General features: G+C 41.2%; 16 protein-coding genes. 13 read left to right on the plus strand and 3 right to left on the minus strand.

The window, feature by feature from the left end:
- Window positions 1-9: 9 nt before the first annotated feature.
- From ABWP91_RS04230 to ABWP91_RS04250, 5 genes are all read left to right on the plus strand, one after another.
- Window positions 10-747 (plus strand): glutamine amidotransferase, encoded by a 738-nt coding sequence (locus ABWP91_RS04230; RefSeq protein ID WP_353242178.1) that lies wholly within the window; start codon window positions 10-12, stop codon window positions 745-747.
- A 120-nt stretch (window positions 748-867) separates the two neighbouring features.
- On the plus strand, window positions 868-1,833 hold the full coding sequence (locus ABWP91_RS04235; RefSeq protein WP_353242179.1) for a DMT family transporter: 966 nt from the start codon (window positions 868-870) through the stop codon (window positions 1,831-1,833).
- 2 nt (window positions 1,834-1,835) lie between these two features.
- A complete protein-coding gene (locus ABWP91_RS04240; RefSeq protein ID WP_353242180.1) occupies window positions 1,836-2,867 on the plus strand; it encodes a phosphotriesterase family protein in 1,032 nt (343 codons plus the stop codon).
- Between the two features lie 280 nt (window positions 2,868-3,147).
- On the plus strand, window positions 3,148-3,588 hold the full coding sequence (locus ABWP91_RS04245) for a DUF2946 domain-containing protein (RefSeq protein WP_353242181.1): 441 nt from the start codon (window positions 3,148-3,150) through the stop codon (window positions 3,586-3,588).
- A gap of 175 nt (window positions 3,589-3,763) precedes the next feature.
- Window positions 3,764-5,800 carry a TonB-dependent copper receptor gene (locus tag ABWP91_RS04250; RefSeq protein ID WP_353242182.1) on the plus strand — a complete coding sequence of 679 codons (2,037 nt, stop codon included), beginning with the start codon at window positions 3,764-3,766 and terminating at the stop codon, window positions 5,798-5,800.
- Window positions 5,801-5,849: 49 nt separating this feature from the next.
- Here ABWP91_RS04250 and ABWP91_RS04255 read toward each other — a convergent pair whose 3' ends face one another.
- Entirely contained in the window at window positions 5,850-6,734 is an 885-nt protein-coding gene (locus tag ABWP91_RS04255) for a helix-turn-helix domain-containing protein (RefSeq protein WP_353242183.1), read from the minus strand.
- Between the two features lie 915 nt (window positions 6,735-7,649).
- Here ABWP91_RS04255 and ABWP91_RS04260 point away from each other — a divergent pair.
- On the plus strand, window positions 7,650-7,904 hold the full coding sequence (locus ABWP91_RS04260; protein WP_219246409.1) for a helix-turn-helix domain-containing protein: 255 nt from the start codon (window positions 7,650-7,652) through the stop codon (window positions 7,902-7,904).
- 180 nt (window positions 7,905-8,084) lie between these two features.
- Here the strand turns inward: ABWP91_RS04260 and ABWP91_RS04265 are convergent, their stop codons facing one another.
- Entirely contained in the window at window positions 8,085-9,080 is a 996-nt protein-coding gene (locus tag ABWP91_RS04265; RefSeq protein WP_353242184.1) for a hypothetical protein, read from the minus strand.
- Window positions 9,081-9,337: 257 nt separating this feature from the next.
- Window positions 9,338-10,174 (minus strand): MurR/RpiR family transcriptional regulator, encoded by an 837-nt coding sequence (locus ABWP91_RS04270; RefSeq protein ID WP_353242185.1) that lies wholly within the window; start codon window positions 10,172-10,174, stop codon window positions 9,338-9,340.
- Window positions 10,175-10,567: 393 nt separating this feature from the next.
- Between ABWP91_RS04270 and ABWP91_RS04275 the strand changes: the two genes are divergently transcribed.
- The 7 genes from ABWP91_RS04275 to ABWP91_RS04305 all read left to right on the plus strand — a co-directional run bounded on the left by ABWP91_RS04275 (window position 10,568) and on the right by ABWP91_RS04305 (window position 21,216).
- Complete coding sequence (locus tag ABWP91_RS04275) at window positions 10,568-12,079, plus strand: CoA-acylating methylmalonate-semialdehyde dehydrogenase (protein ID WP_353242186.1); 1,512 nt, start codon at window positions 10,568-10,570, stop codon at window positions 12,077-12,079.
- Between the two features lie 12 nt (window positions 12,080-12,091).
- Window positions 12,092-14,029, plus strand: a complete 1,938-nt coding sequence (gene iolD / locus ABWP91_RS04280) for a 3D-(3,5/4)-trihydroxycyclohexane-1,2-dione acylhydrolase (decyclizing) (RefSeq protein WP_353242187.1) — start codon at window positions 12,092-12,094, stop codon at window positions 14,027-14,029.
- Window positions 14,030-14,537: 508 nt separating this feature from the next.
- Complete coding sequence (gene iolG, locus ABWP91_RS04285; protein ID WP_353242188.1) at window positions 14,538-15,524, plus strand: inositol 2-dehydrogenase; 987 nt, start codon at window positions 14,538-14,540, stop codon at window positions 15,522-15,524.
- Between the two features lie 413 nt (window positions 15,525-15,937).
- The gene (locus tag ABWP91_RS04290) at window positions 15,938-17,344 is read left to right on the plus strand and encodes a sugar porter family MFS transporter (RefSeq protein WP_219246419.1); all 1,407 of its coding nucleotides are present in this window, start codon (window positions 15,938-15,940) and stop codon (window positions 17,342-17,344) included.
- Window positions 17,345-17,398: 54 nt separating this feature from the next.
- Window positions 17,399-17,827, plus strand: a complete 429-nt coding sequence (locus ABWP91_RS04295; RefSeq protein WP_206082750.1) for a PTS mannitol transporter subunit IIA — start codon at window positions 17,399-17,401, stop codon at window positions 17,825-17,827.
- 325 nt (window positions 17,828-18,152) lie between these two features.
- On the plus strand, window positions 18,153-19,286 hold the full coding sequence (locus ABWP91_RS04300; protein WP_353242189.1) for a Gfo/Idh/MocA family protein: 1,134 nt from the start codon (window positions 18,153-18,155) through the stop codon (window positions 19,284-19,286).
- Window positions 19,287-19,311: 25 nt separating this feature from the next.
- Window positions 19,312-21,216 carry a bifunctional 5-dehydro-2-deoxygluconokinase/5-dehydro-2-deoxyphosphogluconate aldolase gene (locus ABWP91_RS04305; protein ID WP_353242190.1) on the plus strand — a complete coding sequence of 635 codons (1,905 nt, stop codon included), beginning with the start codon at window positions 19,312-19,314 and terminating at the stop codon, window positions 21,214-21,216.
- Window positions 21,217-21,232 lie beyond the last annotated feature (16 nt).

The raw sequence follows: 21,232 nt of genomic DNA on the forward strand, positions 1-21,232 counted from the left end.
AGGAAAAAAATGAAAATTTTATTTATTGGTGAATCATGGCATATCCATATGATCCACACAAAAGGTTATGACAGCTTCACATCAAGCAAATATGAAGAAGGCGCTACATTTTTATTAGAGTGTTTAAAAAATAAAGGTGTGGAAATTGATTATATGCCAGCTCATACAGTACAAATGGCATTTCCACAAACTGTCGAAGAATTAGAAAAATATGATGTTGTTGTAATAAGCGATATTGGTGCTAATACATTCTTACTGCAAAATGATACTTTCTATAATATGAAAGTATTACCAAATGCATTAGGTCTAATTAAGCAATATGTTAGCCAAGGCGGCGGCTTATTAATGATCGGTGGTTATTTATCCTTTATGGGCATTGAAGCGAAAGCGAATTATAAAAATACGTTATTAGCAGAAGTATTACCGGTTGAAATGCTAGATGGTGATGACCGTGTAGAAACACCAGAAGGTATTTTTGCAACACCAGAAAATACGCAACATGAATCAATTAAAGGTTTTGGTAATTGGCCGATGTTCTTAGGCTATAACAAAGTTAAGCCAAAAGAAAATACAAACGTTGTTTTAAATATTGGTGAAGACCCATTATTAGTCTTTGGCCAATATGAAAACGGAAAAACAGGTTGTTTTATGAGTGACTGTTCGCCGCACTGGGGAAGCCGTGAGTTTATGGCTTGGGAACATTATTCAGACATGTGGGTAAATATCCTAAAACAAGTCGCACGTTAATTAATTATTTAAAAGCAAAAAATCAAAAAATAAAGAAAATAAGTGCTGGATTCTATTCAGCACTTTGTAAGCCGATTACAAAAATAATGACTCATAGTCAAAATCCAAAAGGAATATTTTATGAGTGCTAAAAGTTATTCTACTCCGTTTTTAATGATAGCGACGGTGCTAGCCGGTATGTTATCGCCAATGCAATCCGCAGTGAATGGGCAGCTCGGTGATGTTTTAAAAGATGGTAATGCGAGCGCGGTTATTTCTTTTGCCAGCGGCTTGGTTGTGATGTTTTTTATCATTATTGCTAAAAAACAAACCCGTCAACAATTTGCAGCAATTCCTAGCTTAATTAAGAACAAAAAAATCCCACTGTGGAACTGGTTTGCAGGCTTATGTGGCGCAATGGTGGTGTTTTCTGAAGGGGCATCAGCCAGCGCATTAGGCATTGCAACCTTCCAAACAGCATTGATCTCAGCATTATTACTTTCTGGGCTATTATGCGACCGTTTTGGTATTGGTATCGACGAGAAAAAACCGTTTACCACGTTTCGTGTATTAGGCGCCGTGTTTGCTGTTGTTGCGACTTTATTTGTGGTGTCACCACAGTGGCATTCCAGCTCAGCAATTTATTTAGCTATCCTGCCGTTCTTAGCGGGTCTATTAGCAGGTTGGCAGCCAGCGGGTAACTCCAAAGTTGCCGAAGCGACAGGCTCAATGATGGTTTCTATCACGTGGAACTTTATTGTTGGCTTTACTGTTTTAACAATTGCACTAGTAATTCGTATGGCTTTAGGCCACCTAACCCTTGAGCTACCTGGCGTTTGGTGGATGTATTTAGGTGGCCCATTAGGCCTGATGTCGATTGCATTAATGGCTATTTTAGTTCGCGGTTTAGGTTTGTTGATGCTAGGTGTGGCTTCAACGGCAGGGCAGTTACTTGGCTCCGTATTAATTGACCTTCTGTTACCATCCCTCGGTAATACCGTCTATTTAGTCACTATCATCGGTACCGTATTTGCCTTAGTGGGGGCGATTATCACCACCATTCCTGAGTTTAGAGAAGCAAAAGCGACAAAAGCCGCAGGAGTATAAAGATGAAAGGGTATATCCAAACAGTGACGGGTCCTGTTAAAAAAGAAGAGATGGGATTGACATTGCCACATGAGCATCTGTTTAACGATTTATCAACGGTTGTCGATGAGCCATTCTATGACTTTTCGCATGTTCTGGTTGATAAAAAAGTGAGCGCAGACATTCAATGGGGGCTTAAACATGACCCGTATTGCTGCTGTGATAACATGGATAAAAAGCCCATTGAAGATGTCATCTATGAAGTGAATAACTTCAAAGAATTAGGTGGCAGAACATTAGTTGATGCTACAGGCTCAAAAGCGATTGGCCGTGATGTCCATCAATTACGTGAGGTGGCGATTAAAACGGGTATTAATGTTGTCGCATCTTCGGGGTTATATATCGAAAAGTTTGAAGGTGATCGCCTCGTTAATGATATCGATGCCATGGCTAAAATGATTGATGATGAGCTGAATATTGGTATTGATGGAACCGATATCTGTGCGGGTATGATTGGTGAAATTGGTGTTTCTCCATTCTTTACTGAAGGCGAAAAAAACAGTCTACGTGCGGCCTCCGTTGCACAGTTGGCAAATGACCATGTTTCAATGAATATTCACATGCCGGGTTGGCAGCGCCGTGGCGATGAAGTCCTTGATATCTTAATTAAGGAAATGGGTGTTAACCCAGCTAAAATTTCATTGGCGCACTCAGACCCATCAGGGAAAGATTTTGATTACCAACGCCGGATGCTAGACAGAGGCGTATGGCTTGAGTTCGACATGATAGGCCTTGATATTTCATTTCCAAAAGAAGGGGTTGCCCCCACAGTGACCGAAACTGCGGATGCAGTGTGTAAGCTGATTGAGATGGGTTATGGCCAGCAAATCGTGTTAAGCCATGATGTATTCCTTAAGCAAATGTGGGCTAAAAATGGGGGGAATGGTTGGGGGTTTGTTCCTAATGTTTTCTTATCTTTACTCGCGAAAAAAGGCGTTGATAAATCAATGCTCAGCCGTCTTTGTATTGATAACCCTGCAAGTTTATTGGCATAAATAATTTAGTTCTATTTGAAAAGAAAACATTTGCGGCATCTCATTATGAGTGCCGCATTTTTTGTCTTTTAGTTTGGTAAGGCGTTTCAGTGATGTGGGGTTAGTCTATTAATCAGACAACTGATTGATTTTATTCTTGAATAATATTGAACATATATCATTAAAAAACACCAATAAAACACATATTGAATTAACATTTCGCACAAATATCAATAACAATGAGAATCTAAATAAGATACAATTGCGCGCTATAAATTCGTACCCAGATGACGGAAAGACGTTGCACCTGCGCCTCTTAATCAGACAACTTGCTGCCTATCTGGCGTTATTAGCGGTTGCTATGTTGTTCATTGCACCATTGATCTCTAAATCGATGGAACAAATGAATGATTGTTTAGCGACGAATAACGTTACAGAAAACACTGCAATGGCAGAGCATTCGATGCATTCGCATCAAGGGATGCTGATGCCTGAAAGTTGTGAACATAGTGGTGCAATGAATCACATGTTAATGACGGGGATTGGGCAGTCGCCGATGGAAGATATTGCCTGCGGTTACTGTCAATTATTGGTTCACTTTCCATTTCTTATCTTATTTATTGCCGCTGTTATTCGACAGCTTGCAACCCTAACACTTTTCCTGCCTTTCGAACGTTGTGTCCAGCTTTGGTTATTTAGGCCTTGGACTTTGCGTTTAGCCCGTGCTCCACCATTTATCTGATTTTTTATCATTAATACATTCATAACATAATTCTATTTTTGCCTTATTTAGTAAAGTCGATTGCGTGCGTCTTGAGTTTAGTTATTTTCCAAGAAGCCTCCCTTTTGAGATGCGTTGATTTTGTGATTAAGACAAAGGTGGTGGTATTTCTATTGATATAAAAAACAGGTTAAAAATGAACACACTGCAATTTAAATTTGCTCCTGCGGCAACATTAGTTATCAGCGCGATTTGTTCCACCTCAGTTATGGGGAATAATGATATCAACCAAAGCCCAATTTCTGAAAGTTCAGTCATGATAGTCACTGCCCCCGTTGATTCTCCATTAACGATTACCACATCACCAAAAACGCCAAGGCAACCCGTTCCTGCCAGTGATGGTTCTGATTACTTAAAAACAATTCCTGGTTTTTCCCAAATTCGTAATGGTGGAACCAATGGTGATCCTGTATTTCGGGGCATGTTCGGTTCACGTTTACGTATTTTAACCAATGACAGTGAAATGCTAGGTGCTTGCCCATCACGTATGGATGCACCTACATCCTATATATCCCCTGAAAACTTTGACGTTCTCAATATGATTAAAGGCCCACAAACGGTACTTTGGGGGCCGGGTAACTCAGCAGGAACAATCCGTTTTGAACGTGAAAAACCGTTATTCACGCAAGGTGGTATTAAGGGGAATGCAAGCGCGTTAACAGCCTCCAATCACCGTTGGGATGCGAACGCGGATGTTAGCTTGGGTAACGAAACAGGCTACTTACGCGTTATAGGAAATAAATCACGCTCTAATGATTATAAAGATGGTAATGGCGATAAAGTTCCGTCGAAATGGGACAAATGGAACGCGGATATTGCACTGGGCTGGACGCCAGATGAATACACGTTATTAGAACTTACCGCTGGAAAAGGCGATGGCGAAGCCCGCTATGCGGGACGTGGTATGGATGGTTCCCAATTTAAACGTGAAAGTTATGGACTGCGCTTTGAAAAGAGCAATATCGGCGATGTTCTCGACAAAATAGAAGCTAATGCCTATTACAACTACGCCGACCATATTATGGATAACTATTCTTTACGCTCACCATCAGGTGGCGGAATGGGAGGCCATATGGGGATGGGGCATGGCGGCCACAGTATGATGAACATGCCAATGAAAATGCGCGTTGATCGTGAAACTATGGGCGGTCGTGTGATGGGAACATGGTTATGGACGGATTATGAGCTGCGAGCGGGTGCAGATATGCAAACCAACAAGCACCGTAGTAAGAATACGGCGGGCTGGGTGAAAGATGCACAGTTCCAAGATTACGGTGTGTTTAGTGAATTAACATGGCAAGCCTCAGCACAAGGAAAAGTCGTTAGCGGAGCACGTTTGGATCGCGTAATCGTTGAGAATAACAAGGAAATAGGCTCTTCAGGTCGTAATACCGTCATGCCAGCGGGTTTCGCTCGTTATGAGCATTCCCTCGAAAATACCCCTGTAATGTTGTATGCAGGTGTCGGCTATACCGAACGATTCCCTGACTACTGGGAGCTATTTTCACCAAAAATGGGGCCAGATGGTACAAGCAATGTTTTTAACAGCCTAAAAACAGAAAAAACCACCCAATTGGATATTGGGGCAAAGTACAGCCATGAAAATACTAATGCGTGGGTTTCTGCTTACGTAGGTCGCGTTGATGATTTCATTCTTTTTCGCTATAGCGCCAGCAATCCGCGGATGAGCCAAGTTGAAAACGTCAATGCCATGATCATGGGCGGAGAGTTAGGGGTGGCGCAAAAACTTAGCGATGAGTGGAAAGCCGATGCTAGCCTTGCCTATGCATGGGGGGAAAATAGAACGGACGGTAAAGCACTCCCACAAATGCCACCACTTGAAAGCCGTTTTGGCTTGTCATGGGAAAAAGGGGATTGGACAACAACAGGGTTAGTGCGTGTTGTCAGTCGCCAAAGTCGTGTCGCCATCAACGACGGCAATGTGGTGGGGAAAGACTTTAGTAAAAGTGCGGGGTTTACCATTTTCTCACTCAATACCGCATATAAAGTGAATGAAAATGTGAAATTAAGTGCTGGGGTCGATAATCTATTTGATAAAACGTACAGTGAGCATTTGAATTTAGCAGGTAACAGCGGGTTTGGTTATTCATCTAACGTACCTGTGAATGAGCCTGGCAGGACGTTCTGGGCTAAACTGAACGTGACGTTTTAATTAGTGTCTAAAAATAACCCGCTTTTATTAGCGGGTTATTAAGAACATTTTAAATTATAACGGGTATATAGTAATTGAGTTCTTGAATGTAGCTATATGGATTATTGATAAAGTCGTCGTAAGTGGGTTTAGACTTCAGCACATAGAGCTCAACATCTGAGCCATCCCCTCTAACAATATCCATTTCAGCCAATACCTTGCCATAAGCAGTATAAATAATATCGTTGTAATCAGTGCCTTGAAGGCTGCCACTAAATTTAATTTCTAAATAGTTCCCTGCGGGAACTTGTAAATTTTTTGCTTGCGCAGGCACGATATCGACATCTTTTTCATCTAAAGCTGTGGTATATAAGAAACGACCTTCCTCAGTGGAATTTAAATCAACGCCATGAACTGCATATAAATGTTTGGTAACATATTGGTTTTTATCAAGAAATAATTGCCAGTAATGGCGTCTAAGTTCTTCTGTTTTAAGGTTCCATTCATTGATATCTTGGGTGTAGCGGTGTTGAATACCCAATAAATTAGTTGCAGGTAATTGGGTTAATTTAACCTGTACTTGTAATTCTTTGCTATCCCTAAGAGGGAGGCAAAAGCCATCCACTTTCCAACCTTCACGTTTGCGATATTCTGATGGGGTAAGATTAAATTGCTTTTTAAAGGCTCGACAAAATGTTTGTTGAGAATCAAAGCGATAACGAAGAGAGATATCCATGATGCTGTCATTAGTTAAACGTAGTGCTACCGCTGAACAGGATAAGCGTCTTGCACGAATATATGAACCCAGCGCTAATCCTGTTTGATTTTTAAACAGGCGTTGAAAGTGCCATTTTGTGTATCCTGACCTATCAGCCACCGTATCAAGGGATAGGCGAGACTCCAAATTTTGTTCAATCCAAAGAATAATTTCTCTGATAACGCTTTCTTGTAGCATGATAATCCCTTCAATTCGCTTTTACTTAAGACCAACAGAATGCAAAACTATCAATAGTAGAGGGTAATGTTAGGTAAGTAATCATAAGTGCTCTAAATAGGATAACATGCTTACTGACAATTTAATTAAAAAGATGTGAAGTTAAGTAAGTTTTACTGTTCAGGCCTTAAGATAAAATTAGTGGTATACACTTAGCCTGTGTTATTTTGACTCAATCAGATGTCAGGCCAGAATTATTATCTATTATAGATAGGGTTTTGGATTCAATGAGAGATTTCTAAATATCATCCAATAAAGAGTGTCTTTAATTGATGCTAGACTAGTCGTTGTTATGTAATTTCATTTAATAACAAAGTGAATTTATTACTCTTTTGAATAAAATGGTCAGTTTCTTATTTAGTTAAAAGATTTAGACGTTTATTTATAGAACCTGTGCTATTTTTTTATGATAATAATTTGAAATCCAAGACAAAAACTTTGTAATTTCAATGGTTATGGCTTGTGGAAATTAGTTGATACAATTGACAACAAATCGTCACACCATCACGAGAATAATAACAATAAATAGCACTTATATGTTTTATAATATAGTTAAAATAAGCTAAAATCTTATCGTAATAAAATTCGATTATTAATAAGTTGTCTTTATTGGATTATTCTTAAAGAGAATTTTTATGAGTTTTTTATTCATTTTATTTGCGATCTTTGTCGATGTTTTAATGTAACAATGTAACTTAATAAGTTGTTTATATTCAGGTGGTTAATTATTTTATTTCTCTTTTTATACTATTTGATAATCATTTTTTGATGTGTTTAACAGGAATTTTATTATCATAAGTCAATTTATGCATTTAAAGGGAGTGATAATTTACGCTTCCATTAATTGTTCTGGTTTTATATCTATTTGGGGGAGTTATGAGTAAAGATAATATCGCTAAGATGTTGGGCATAAAAATTCGAATGCAACGCGAGAGTCATAATATGACAATTAAGCAAACTGCAACATTAATTGGTGTGTCTGAAGATGAAATGAATCGTTTTGAGACAGGTGATAGTTGTATTGACGTTGATTCATTATTTCAATTTGCTTATTTATTTAATTTAGAGCCAACGACTTTTTTATATGGTGTTGTTAACACGAACAGCGGTGCGCGCAGCACACTACATTAGTTAATTACCTTTTAAACCGTTAGTATAAAGGTAATTAACTAGATTTATTTGTAATATAGGTCATGAGACGAGTTGTTCTACAATGTATTCTTATAATATACATTATATAAATTCAATAACTTATGAAACACTAAAGTAAATTGATTTTTACTTCATCCGGCTTTCAAAAATGAATGCACACTAAATAAAACCATTATTAGTTAACTGGTTTATTATTTCATCAGTAAGTTTGTTCACTTGTTGCCAGTGATTTGTTTGAAATGATTTTTCTTCGTTGCGCAGTTTTAGAATAAATTGGTCAAGTTGTTTAACGATGGAATTTTCCTCGTTAATGTTTTGATTTTCTTGATTAATGGTAAATTTGCTTTCAACTTCATAGCTGTGATTACACTGTTTAAGCGAAATTTTATCGGTAATATTTCCGGTATTAAAAAATAGCTCAAATGAAATAAGTAACCCGCCTTTATGGCGAAGGTTAATGATGAGAACATCACCATTTTCCATTTTTACGAACGGGTGTGAGTACTGAACTGATGCTTCGGTTAGGGCGAAGTCAGGTAATAACGATAAAAGTAATTCAACTTTTTGTGTTAATGCACTGCGTAATATATTGAAAGGAAGTCTATTTTCGGGCTCGATCATTCGATGAGAAGAAAGCCGTAATAACCCAGTCTCAGATTTATTTTTGACTGCTAAAGATGTTTTGAGTTGAGTAAATGTCTCTGCAAAAGAAAGTACTGGTTTGTAATTGATACAAACGCCATTGTACTTTGCTCGTTTAAATAATTCACTTAGCTCAGGCTCTTCATAGTTGGGGATATTATTGAGTAAAAGGTCTTTTCCTGCATCGATGGCACGTTCTATCGTAAATTTTAGCAACTCATCACTGCACACGGATGTCATAATAATGGAACCAACATCATCATTATTCATCAGCTCTTCGATTCTGCGCTTTTGACACATGTAATAGGTCATTGATGGTAATGGCGGTTCAATATCGCAAACTGCTTTGAGCTCACAGTGGTGTGAACTTAATTTGACTGCTTGAATATACGGCAAATTTTGGTTGTATGTTCCGATTAAACCAACGCCAGTACGGTCTAAGGACATGACTGAATGTTGTTCTTCAAGTAAACGAAGATGGCCCAGTAAATACAAAAAGTGTGTGTTTACCATGTTTTATCCCTATTCGCGGTCTATATCAGAAATTTACATAATCTCAACATAACAGGGTGAAATAATAATTTCATTTGAATGTTTAATTGGAATTTGTATTTTCTGATGTAACTCACAATTTACAGAAAATAATGTCGAAAAATCACATTTGAGTTGTCGAGTTGAATAAAAAGAGCGGAGGGGTAAGCAAGGTTGGTATATGGTGGGTAAAAGAAAGCTCTTAATCCATGGAGGTGTGAATTAAGAGCCATTATTGACTAAATAAGCTTGCTGCCTTGGCGGTAGGCTAAGGCGACAGTGAGTGACTGTGCTAAACATAATGTGGCTGACTGAGAGCGAAACGCATCAACTTGGGCTTCTTTAATCACGAAGCAGACATCACTAAAGCTAGCTAACGGGCTGATTTGACTATCAGTGATAACAATTTGCTTTGCTCCAGCTTGGGCTGCTTTTTCGCTTACCATCACAGTTTCTGAGGCGTAAGGTGTGAAACTGATCGATATAACGACGTCGTTTTCGCTAATTCGGCTGATTTGTTCTTTAAACATTCCACCAAGCCCATCAATTAGCACTGGACGGCACTCTAAATGACTGAGTGCATAACTGAGATAAGTGGCAACGCTAAAGGAACGGCGTAATCCAATAATGTAAACGTTTTGTGCACCCGCTAACAATGAAACCGCTTTTTCCATATCTTCAGCGGGAGTTCTCGCGGCCATTTGCTGCAGCGCTTGTGCGTTTGAATGCGCAAACTCTTTTAAAATTTGCGCTGGGTCATCACTTAATTCCTGCTCGCTGTCCATTTCACGAAAGAGCCTTGCTCTATCTGTATAGCTTGCAGTTTCTTCAACCAAATTCATGCGAAACAGTTGTTTCATTTCATTGAAGCCACTGAAATCGAATGCATTGGCGAAGCGGATCAAGGTAGATGGAGGCACATTGGCCTCTTTAGCGATAACCGCAACTGTATCAAAGGCGACACTGTTAGTATTATCGAGTACATATCTTGCGACTTGTTGTAGACGTTTACTTAACTCATCGTACCGAGCTCGAACTTGCTCTTGAAACTCATTTAAATTTGCTGCACTTGACATATAACCTCCATGATTTGGCTCTAATTGTAGTTGTTTTGTGCCGTTAGTCGAATCTTTTTGAAACAATCAGTTCATACGGTCCTGTCTTTTCTCATCGTTTATTGTTATTGATGGATATTTCACTCAACAAATTGAATGGGTTATCTCATGTATTTTTTTTATTGAATACACGAGGGCAGCTGCATTTAACCTCATAAGTTTGATTGTTCTTGAGGGAATTAATGATTAAAGCGGTTTTTGAAACGAGCGTCTCTAAAGTGAATAAAAAATTTCATAAAAACTTTGGCTGGATCACATATATTGAATGTTATTTCAAATTTGATTGAAAATGAAATGAATATTTCATATACATTAAATAACACAAGGTAACTCTATCAGCTAAAGAGAGGCAGCATGGAACAGATTCATAATTTCATTGGTGGTGAAATCGTATCCAGTCAAAGTGGGCGATTTGCGCCAGTATTTAACCCTGCAACAGGGGCGCAAATTGCACAAGTGGGGCTTAGCAACGCTGATGAAACAAAAAAAGCCATAGAAGTTGCGCACAAAGCATTCCCAAAATGGGCAAAATTATCACCGTTAAAACGTTCACGCATCCTGTTTAAATTCAAAGCATTGCTCGAAGACAATATGGATGATTTAGCACGTTTGATTTCAAAAGAACACGGTAAAGTTTTCTCTGATGCTGTGGGTGAACTGACTCGTGGCTTGGAAGTTGTTGAATTTGCTTGTGGTATTCCACATCTGCAAAAAGGTGAGCACTCAGCCAATGTGGCAACGGGCGTAGATAGCCACTCATTAATGCAACCTTTAGGGGTGTGTGCAGGGATTACGCCGTTTAACTTCCCAGCAATGGTACCCATGTGGATGTTCCCTGTGGCGATTGCAACGGGAAATACCTTTGTTTTAAAACCGTCTGAAAAAGACCCATCTTTAGCATTGGCATTGGCAAAACTGCTTAAAGAAGCGGGCTTACCTGATGGCGTTTTTAACGTTGTACAAGGGGATAAAGAGTCTGTTGATGTCTTATTAACCGCGCCTGAAGTCCAAGCGGTTAGTTTTGTCGGCTCAACCCCGATTGCAGAATATATTTACACAACAGCATCTGCCCATGGCAAGCGTTGCCAAGCGTTAGGCGGTGCGAAAAACCATTGTATTTTAATGCCAGATGCTGACATGGGGCAGGCTGCAAATGCCATTATGGGCGCAGGTTTTGGCGCCGCGGGTGAGCGCTGTATGGCTCTATCTGTGGTGTTAGCAGTCGGTGATGAAACCGCAGATGCGTTGATTGCGAACCTGAAAGGGCAAATCGCTAAAATGACAGTTGGTCCAGGTATCACTGAAGGTAAAGAAAATGACATGGGACCGGTTATCTCTGCGCAGCATAAAGCTAAAATTTGTGACTATATTACCAGCGGTGAAAAACAAGGTGCGACCCTGCTAGTTGATGGTCGTGATTTTAAAGTGACAGGTTTTGAAAATGGTTATTTTGTAGGACCAACATTGTTTGATAATGTCACGCCTGAAATGGACATTTATAAAGAAGAGATTTTTGGACCGGTGCTTGCTGTTGTCCGTGTTCCCGATTTTGAAACCGGTTTGAAACTGATTAACCAGCACGAATATGGTAATGGAACCGCGATATTTACCCGTGATGGTGAGACAGCACGTGAATTCCAAGAGAATGTTCAAGCAGGAATGGTGGGTATCAATATTCCAATTCCTGTTCCGATGGCATTCCATAGCTTTGGTGGATGGAAACGTTCTATTTTTGGACCATTAAATGTGCACGGAAATGATGGTGTTCGCTTCTATACTCGTATGAAAACGGTGACAAGCCGTTGGCCTGCCAGTGTGCGCTTAGAACATCATGAAAGTAGTTTCACAATGCCAACCATGGAATAAATGGAGACCCAGATGAATAAGCAGAAAATGACCACAGCTCAAGCATTGATAAAGTTTCTTAACAAACAATATGTTGATGTCGATGGTGAGCAGTATCCGTTTATTCAGGGAGTATTTACGATTTTTGGCCATGGTAACGTTGTCGGTTTAGGGCAGGCGCTTGAAGAAGCGCCTGGTCACCTGCGTGTTTATCAAGGGTGTAATGAGCAAGGCATGGCGCACATTGCGACCGGTTTTGCTAAGCAAAAGAAACGTAAGCAAATTTTTGCTGTTACCTCTTCAGTGGGCCCCGGTGCGGCGAATATGATCACCGCTGCGGCGACCGCCACGGCAAACCGTATCCCATTATTATTGCTACCAGGTGACACGTTTGCGACGCGCCAACCTGACCCTGTTTTACAACAAGTCGAACAATACGGTGATGGTACCATCAGTACCAATGATTGCTTCCGCCCTGTTTCCCGTTATTGGGATAGAATTTCGCGTCCAGAACAATTGATGGCGGCAATGGTTAATGCCATGCGGGTATTAACTGACCCTGCGGATACAGGGGCTGTAACCATTTGTTTGCCGCAAGATGTGCAAGGTGAAGCGTGGGATTACCCTGATTATTTCTTTGAAAAACGCGTTCACCGCATCGAACGTCGCCCTGCAACAACGGTGAGTATCGAAGAGGCGGTTGCCCTGATTCAAAGTAAGAAAAAACCACTGTTAGTCTGTGGCGGCGGAGTGCGTTACTCCGAAGCACATGATGCATTTGTGCAGTTTGCCGAAGATTATCACATTCCGTTTGGGGAAACCCAAGCAGGGAAAAGTGCTATTGTTGCAAGCCACCCACTGAATGTGGGAGGGATTGGCACGACTGGGGGATTAGCCGCAAATTTACTGGCGAAAGAGGCTGACCTTATTATTGGTGTCGGCACCCGTTTTACTGATTTCACGACAGCCTCTAAATCGTTGTTTAGTCACCCTCAGGTTAAATTCTTAAACATCAATGTCGCCGAGTTTGATGCAAGCAAATTGGATGCATTAAAAGTGGTAGCAGATGCAAAAGAAGGGTTGCAAGCACTTGATGCCAAGCTGAAAAGTACCAGTTACCAAGGACAGTGGGGTGATAAAATTAAACAAGCGAAAGCGCAGTGGAAAGAGGAACTCGACCGTTTGTTTAGTATTCAGTATCAGCCATTAGATTTTGTTCCTGAAATTGCAGGGCACCTTGATGGCAAGCTCGAGGAGTACCGTAAAGCTCTAGGAACTGAGTTGACGCAAACTCGTGTACTGGGGCTGATGCAGCAGCATATGGAAGATAACGCCATCATTGTGGGGGCAGCGGGTTCATTACCCGGTGACTTACAGCGCATTTGGCTACCAAAACAGCGCGATACCTACCATTTAGAATACGGCTATTCTTGCATGGGGTATGAAATTGCCGCGGCAGTGGGTGCCAAAATAGCGGCGCCTAATCAACCCGTGTATGCGATGGTTGGCGATGGCTCTTACCTGATGCTACATAGCGAGTTACAAACGGCTATCCAAGAGAACATTAAAATCACCGTTTTATTGTTTGATAATGCTGGGTTTGGTTGCATCAATAACTTGCAGATGAGCCAAGGTATGGGCAGTTTTGGCACAGAAAACCGCCATCGAAACCCACAAACGGGCTTAATGGATGGGCCATTAGTGAAAGTGGACTTTGCGAAAAATGCGGAAAGTTATGGGTGTAAAAGTTATCGAGTACACGATGAAGCGCAGCTTTTAGATGCCCTAGAGAGCGCCAAGGAGCATTCAGGATGTGTATTGATTGATATTAAGGTATTGCCAAAAACAATGACAAATGGCTATGAGGCTTGGTGGCGTACGGGTACGGCTCAAGTCTCTGAGAAACCAGAAATTGTTGCCGCGGCAGAAAGTATTAAACAGATGGTTGAGAACAACGTTCGCCTTTATTAATGAATGTTTAGTTGCTCATTGAATGGTCATCGGCGGTAGTTAACCGCTGAGGAGGGCTCTTGGGCGCTATGCCCATCGTGTCTACATCGTCAGGTAGGGTCGTTACTGGAAATTTAGCAAGGATTGCGTTTCATTTTATATTCTACGTGGTTAACATTTGCGTTAGCTTTATCTATTTATGCCCAGCTTTTGCTGGGTTTTTTTATGGTTTTAATAGTTTAAAAAATAAAAAATCGAAATGTATGTTCCGAAGTATCACTTTGGTGAGTTGATAAAAGGAATGATGAATTAAAAAAGGGATATGGGACGCAGACTTTATTGTCAAATACTGATAGGTTGCATTATTATTTTGTGATCTAAATAACACTAAAAATCCACTTTAATGTAACATTTGTTACCTAGAGCCCAAAAACATAATTTCCAAAAAATTATAAATTGAAATGAACGTTTTGTTTGGTATATTTCATACTATCCAAATAGTGGATTTAAAGTATCAAGGAGCATTTGAATGTTCAATATAGCACTATTCGGCGCAGGACGTATCGGACAGGTTCATGCTGTTAATATTGCCGGCCATAAAGAAACCGCACTTTATTCTGTTATCGACCCTTATCAACCCAACGCGGTTGCCTTGGCTGAAAAATACCAAGCAAAAGTGCAAACGACAGAAGAAGCGATGCAAGACCCGAATGTTCACGGTGTTTTGATTGCTTCTGCGACAGATACCCACGCTGATTTAATCGAACTTGCTGCTAAACATAAAAAAGTCATTTTCTGCGAAAAGCCCGTTCACCTTGACCTTGAACGTGTTAGACAGTGCATTAAAAGCGTTAAAGAACATAATGTTCCTTTATTTATTGGTTTTAACCGCCGTTACGACCCACAATTTCGCCACCTGAAAAATTTATTCCAACAAGGCGCGATTGGTAAAGCGGAATCTTTAATTATTACATCTCGTGACCCGTCACCTCCACCAGCAGAATATGTCAAAGTATCAGGCGGTATGTTCAGAGACATGACTATCCATGACTTTGATATGGCGCGCTTTATGATAGGCGAGGAGCCATGCTCAGTCTTCGCACAAGGCAGTAATGTGGTTGACCCTGCCATTGGTCAAGCGGGCGATATCGATACCGCATTTATTATTTTGAAATTCCCATCGGGTGCGATGGCGACCATCTCCAATAGTCGCCGTTCTGGCTACGGTTATGACCAGCGCATTGAATTACATGGTGAAAAAGGCTTGTTAACCGCAGGGAACATTAAAGAAAACAGCGTTTCATTGTTAAGTGAAGCAGGGGCATTATCTGCAAAACCAGAGTATTTCTTCTTGCAACGTTACCATGAAGCTTATAAAGCAGAATGGGAGCATTTTGTGGACATTTTAGCGGGTCGTGCACAATCAGAAACGACAGGAAGCGATGGTGAGTTAGCGCTGTATTTAGCGGACAAAGCACTTGAGTCATTAAAATCAGGTAAAGAAGTTAAGTTGTAGTTTGTTTCTTTGAACGTGTTTTAAATTCGATTACAAATTTGCGGGCGAAAAATAATTTCGTCCGCAGACAAAACCTAAAAGTATTTAATGATATCCATACATCAATTAAATATAGAAAATAAGTTTTGTATTTAATAAAAAACTCTACAGACTTTTTATATTCCGATATAGATTGAAGGCCTTTTACAATCTTATTTTTGCTCTATTTAATTAACTTGTTGTATTTATTGGTTTTAGTTTTATTTTCCTCTCGTGGGTTAATTTAAAAGCATATTAAAAGTTAATTCAATAGTGATTCAATTCAGCGAGTTAAAAAATATTTTCATTATTTAATTCCTTACATAAGGCATTTACTTAAATACTGAAAAGGCATTTTTTGACTGACATAATGATACAAATAATAAGGTAATAATATGTCATTAATAATGAATCTCAACGAACAACAGCGAAAAAGGTTGCACCAAATTACACTGGTTGCCACTTTTGGTGGATTACTTTTCGGGTATGACACTGGTGTTATCAATGGCGCATTTTCATCACTAAAAGAAAACATGGGGCTCACACCGACCACAGAAGGGTTAGTGATGAGCGTTTTGTTAGTGGGCGCAGCCCTCGGTAGTGTTTGTGGTGGACGTGTCGCTGACTATGTAGGTCGACGAACTTACCTACTTTACCTCTCCTTTTTATTCTTATTCGGAGCATTTTTATCAGCGGCTGCGCCGAATATCGAAGTCTTATTAGTGGCAAGGTTTATCCTTGGCTTCGCTGTTGGTGGTGCTTCTGTCACGGCACCGACTTTTATCTCTGAAGTTGCCCCGACAGAGATGCGGGGAAAACTCACTGGGCTCAATGAGGTTGCCATTGTTATTGGGCAACTAGCCGCATTTGCGATTAATGCCATTATCGGCTCTATTTGGGGGCATTTACCCGACGTTTGGCGCTATATGTTGCTCGTTCAAGCTGTTCCCGCATTGTGCTTATTATTTGGTATGTGGAAAGCCCCTGAAAGCCCACGTTGGTTAATGAGCAAAAATCGCCGCGAAGAAGCGCTGAAGATTTTAAAGCAAATTCGCCCTGAAAAACGCGCAATACAAGAGTACGAAGACATCGTGACGCTGTTAGACGTTGAAGCGGCAGAAGCGAAGAAAAACCCGGATGCTAACAAGCGAAATTTAGCGCTTATCCTCAATACACCGTGGATTTTAAAGCTAGTTCTCATTGGTATGGTGTGGGCAGCATTGCAGCAAACTACGGGTGTGAACGTGATTATGTACTACGGGACCGAAATCCTAAAAACAGCGGGTTTTTCTGAGCAAACATCGTTAGTTTTCAACGTACTTAACGGGGTATTCTCTGTCGGTGGTATGGTTATCGGGGTACTTTTCTTAGTTGACCGTTTCAAACGTAAAACTTTGATTGTGGGTGGTTTTGCCTTAATGGCCTCATTGCACTTATTAATCGCCGCAACGGATTACTTCTTAACGGGGGATGTGAAAGCGACCTTAATTTGGTTATTAGGCGCGGTGTTTGTCGGGGTAATGCAAGGGACAATGGGCTTCCTAACCTGGGTTGTATTAGCCGAGCTATTCCCACTGAAAATTCGTGGGTTATCTATGGGGATCTCCGTTTTCTTTATGTGGATCATGAACGCGATTGTTAGTTACTTGTTCCCAGTGTTACAGGCAGAACTTGGATTAGGCCCAGTATTCTTGATTTTCGCGGTAATAAACTACCTCGCTATTGTGTTTGTGGTGAAATTACTGCCTGAAACATCAAACAAATCTCTGGAACAGCTGGAAGAAGAATTGTCATCAATGTAATTACAGTGCATTCACACTGTGAATGCACCTAATAAATTTACAAGAGGGTGGAATATGATTGAACAACTGACCACACAAAGCCTGCATTTAGGTTGCCAAGCGAGAAATAAAGCCGAAGTATTGCAAATGGTTGGCGCTGAATTTAAACGAAAAGGCTATGTCGATAGGGATTGCGTCCACTTTTTAACTGAGCGAGAGCAGCAAATTTCGACCTTTTTAGGTAATGGAATTACCTTACCGCACCTACCCAAATCAGCGAATGACATTATTTTGCACAGTGGTGTGGAGATTTTTCAATTTCCCGATGGGGTAATTTGGGACCGAACAAATGTGATGTTCATCGCTATTGGCGTTATCGCAAAATCAAGGGAGCATATTGATGTGCTCAGAGAAATTGCGTTGATTTTTAGTGATGAATTTATTGCGAATGCGCTGTCACTTACCTCAAGCAAAGAGGAATTTTTGAGTATCCTTCATCGTTAATGTTTTAATTGGAAAGCATACAATTGTATGCTTTCCATCATTCTTGGCTAATCCCCCATTTATTCCATTTTATTTCACTAATTTCAATTTTATTTCATTTTTTATATCTGATTAGTTCGCTTTATATGATCTATCTTTAGCTTAACTCTTTATAAATTAGCTAATTACAGAAAAATCCATGCCAGATCACATAATGAAATTAATGTTTCTAACTTTGTTGAAAATGAAATAAATATTCCGTATAACAGTATTATCAAATCAAAAGTATTCAATAAAGCATTGGGATAGCCATTGCGCCATACAGAATGTGCGAGGGAGAGAACAAATGAAAGAAATCCGTATTGGTATGATTGGAACAGGCTACATTGGGCGCGCTCATGCGATTGCTTATGCACAAGCATCAACGGTTTTTCCACTAAAAGGAAAGCTAGTTCGTGAAATGATTGCAGAAGTGACACCAGAGCTTGCGCAAACCCGTGCACAAGAAATGGGCTTTAATCGTTCAACGGATGATTGGCGCAAACTTGTAGCGGATCCAAATATTGATGTTGTGGATATTTGTTCTCCTAACTTTTTACACAAAGAGATGGCGATGGAAGCGATTAAACATGGCAAACATGTTTATTGCGAAAAGCCACTAGCCCTCAATTCCCACGATGCAAAAGAGATGGTTGCCGCGGCTGAAAAAGCCGGAGTAAAAACCTTGGTTGGGTTTAACTACATGAAAAACCCAACGGCGCAATTAGCGAAAGAGATCATCGAAAATGGCGAAATTGGCGATGTGATCCATTTCTACGGCACGCATAATGAAGATTATATGGCAGATCCAACGGCGCCTATTCATTGGCACTGCTTTAAAGAAAAGGCAGGGCTGGGTGCACTCGGGGATCTTAGCGCTCACATTATCAATATGGCGCAATATTTAGTGGGCGATATTGAAACGGTGTGTGGCGATATGGAAATTGTCATCAAAGAACGTCCTGAAAAGGCAGGTTCTTCTGTAATGGTTGCGGTAGAAAATGAAGACCAAGCTCATGCCATGGTGCGTTTTGCAGGCGGCGCTATGGGAGTTATCGAGACTTCCCGCATCGCATCTGGCCGCAAAATGGGACTGACCTATGTGGTGACGGGCACCAAAGGCACGTTGTCATTTACCCAAGAGCGAATGGCAGAATTAAAACTGTACCGCCATGATGAGCCATCAAACCGCCAAGGGTTCAAAACAATTTTAGTTGGGCCTGAACACCCAGATTACGCGCCATTTTGCGGTGGGGCAGGTCACGGCATTGGGTTTAACGATCAAAAAACAGTCGAAGTACGCGATTTAATTGATGGTGTTGCGACAGGCAAAGGCATGTGGCCAGACTTTGAAGAAGGTTGGAAAGTGTCGCGTATTTTAGATGCCATCGCCCGCTCTTATGAAGAGCAGCGCTGGGTCAAAGTTAAAGAAATCAATTAATTCTGTTGTAGTTAAGGGGTGATTAATGGATAAGCAGAAGAAGTTAGATGTTATCTGTATGGGCCGTATTGCCGTTGACCTGTACGGACAACAGATAGGTTCTCGTTTAGAAGATATGAGCACGTTTGCCAAATATTTAGGCGGCTCATCAGGTAACGTTGCATTCGGTACAGCAATACAAGGTTTGAAATCATCGATGTTAGCTCGTGTGGGGGATGAGCATATGGGGCGCTTTTTACGCGAGGAATTACAACGCGTAGGGTGCGATACCAGTCATCTGATCACGGACAAAGACAGATTAACCGCATTAGTGATCTTAGGGATCAAAGACCAAGATACTTTTCCGCTGATTTTCTACCGTGATAATTGCGCCGACATGGCCATTACACCCGATGATTTTACGGAAGACTATATTGCCTCTTCCCGTTGCTTAGCGATCACGGGTACGCATTTATCGAACCCGAAAACCCGTGCTGCGGTATTAAAAGCACTGGAATATGCGAAACGTAATAATGTGAAAACCGCGATTGATATCGATTATCGGCCAGTATTGTGGGGGTTAACCTCTTTGGGTGATGGCGAAACGCGCTTTATTGCCTCAGACAGTGTAACGCAGCAACTGCAAGAAGTATTAGCGATGTTTGACCTGATTGTGGGAACCGAAGAAGAGTTTCACATTGCAGGGGGAACAACGGACACCATCCAAGCACTGAAAAATATCCGCAAATTAACGGATGCTGAATTAGTGTGTAAACGCGGCTCATTAGGCTGTTCAGTATTTAGTGGTGCGATCCCAGAGACGTTAGACGAAGGCATTACAGTACATGGTGTTAGAGTTGACGTCCTTAACGTATTAGGCGCGGGTGATGCGTTTATGTCTGGCCTGTTGCGGGGCTATTTAAATGGCGATGGTTGGGAAAAAGCCTGTGCCTATGCCAATGCGTGCGGTGCGCTGGTGGTTTCACGCCACGGCTGTGCGCCTGCAATGCCAACGAAGGTTGAGTTGGATAACTACCTTGAGCGTGCAGCGGCAGTACCGCGCCCAGACCTTGACCCAGTATTAAACCACTTACACCGTGTGACGGCACGCAGCACACAATGGAACGAACTTTGTGTGATGGCATTTGACCACCGCATTCAATTTGTAGATATGGCGCGTACTGCTGGCGTAGACATTTCCTGCATCCCGCATCTGAAAAAACTGATTTTCCGCGCCAGTCTTGAAGTGTCGCAAGAAGCGAATTTACAAGGCAAAGCGGGGTTGCTGTGTGACAGTACTTTTGGGCAAGATGTGCTCAACGACGTAACAGGGCGTGGCTGGTGGATTGGTCGCCCAATCGAGTTACCCGCATCAAGACCACTTTGCTTAGAACACGGCAACATTGGTTCACAACTGATTAGCTGGCCGAAAGAGCATATCGTGAAATGTTTGGTGTTCTTCCACCCAGAAGACAACCACCCGCTGCGCCTAGAGCAAGAAAAAACCGTGCAAGAAGTGTACAGCGCATGTTGCCAATCAGGCCATGAATTATTGCTTGAAGTGATTTTACCTGCGGATATGGAACGCACTGACGAGCTGTATTTACGTGCCATCAAACGCTTCTATAACTTAGGCATTAAACCCGATTGGTGGAAGCTGCCACCTTTGCAAGCCGAAAATTGGGATGCAGTGGATGCCTTAATTCAAGAGCGCGACCCGTATTGCCGTGGCGTGGTGTTATTAGGTTTAGATGCGCCGCAAGACGAGCTACAAGCAGGCTTTAATGCTGCCGCAGGCAAATCAATCGTTAAAGGATTCGCAGTGGGTCGTACGTTGTTCGGTAAACCTTCTTTAGAATGGATGAAAGGTGAGCTGAATGATGACGAGCTGGTGCAGAAAATAAAAGCAAACTATTTAAACCTGATTGCCCTATGGCGTCAGCGTAAATAATATCCCTCTTACCTAC

Source organism: Providencia sp., assembly GCF_040396775.1.
GTDB lineage: Bacteria > Pseudomonadota > Gammaproteobacteria > Enterobacterales > Enterobacteriaceae > Providencia.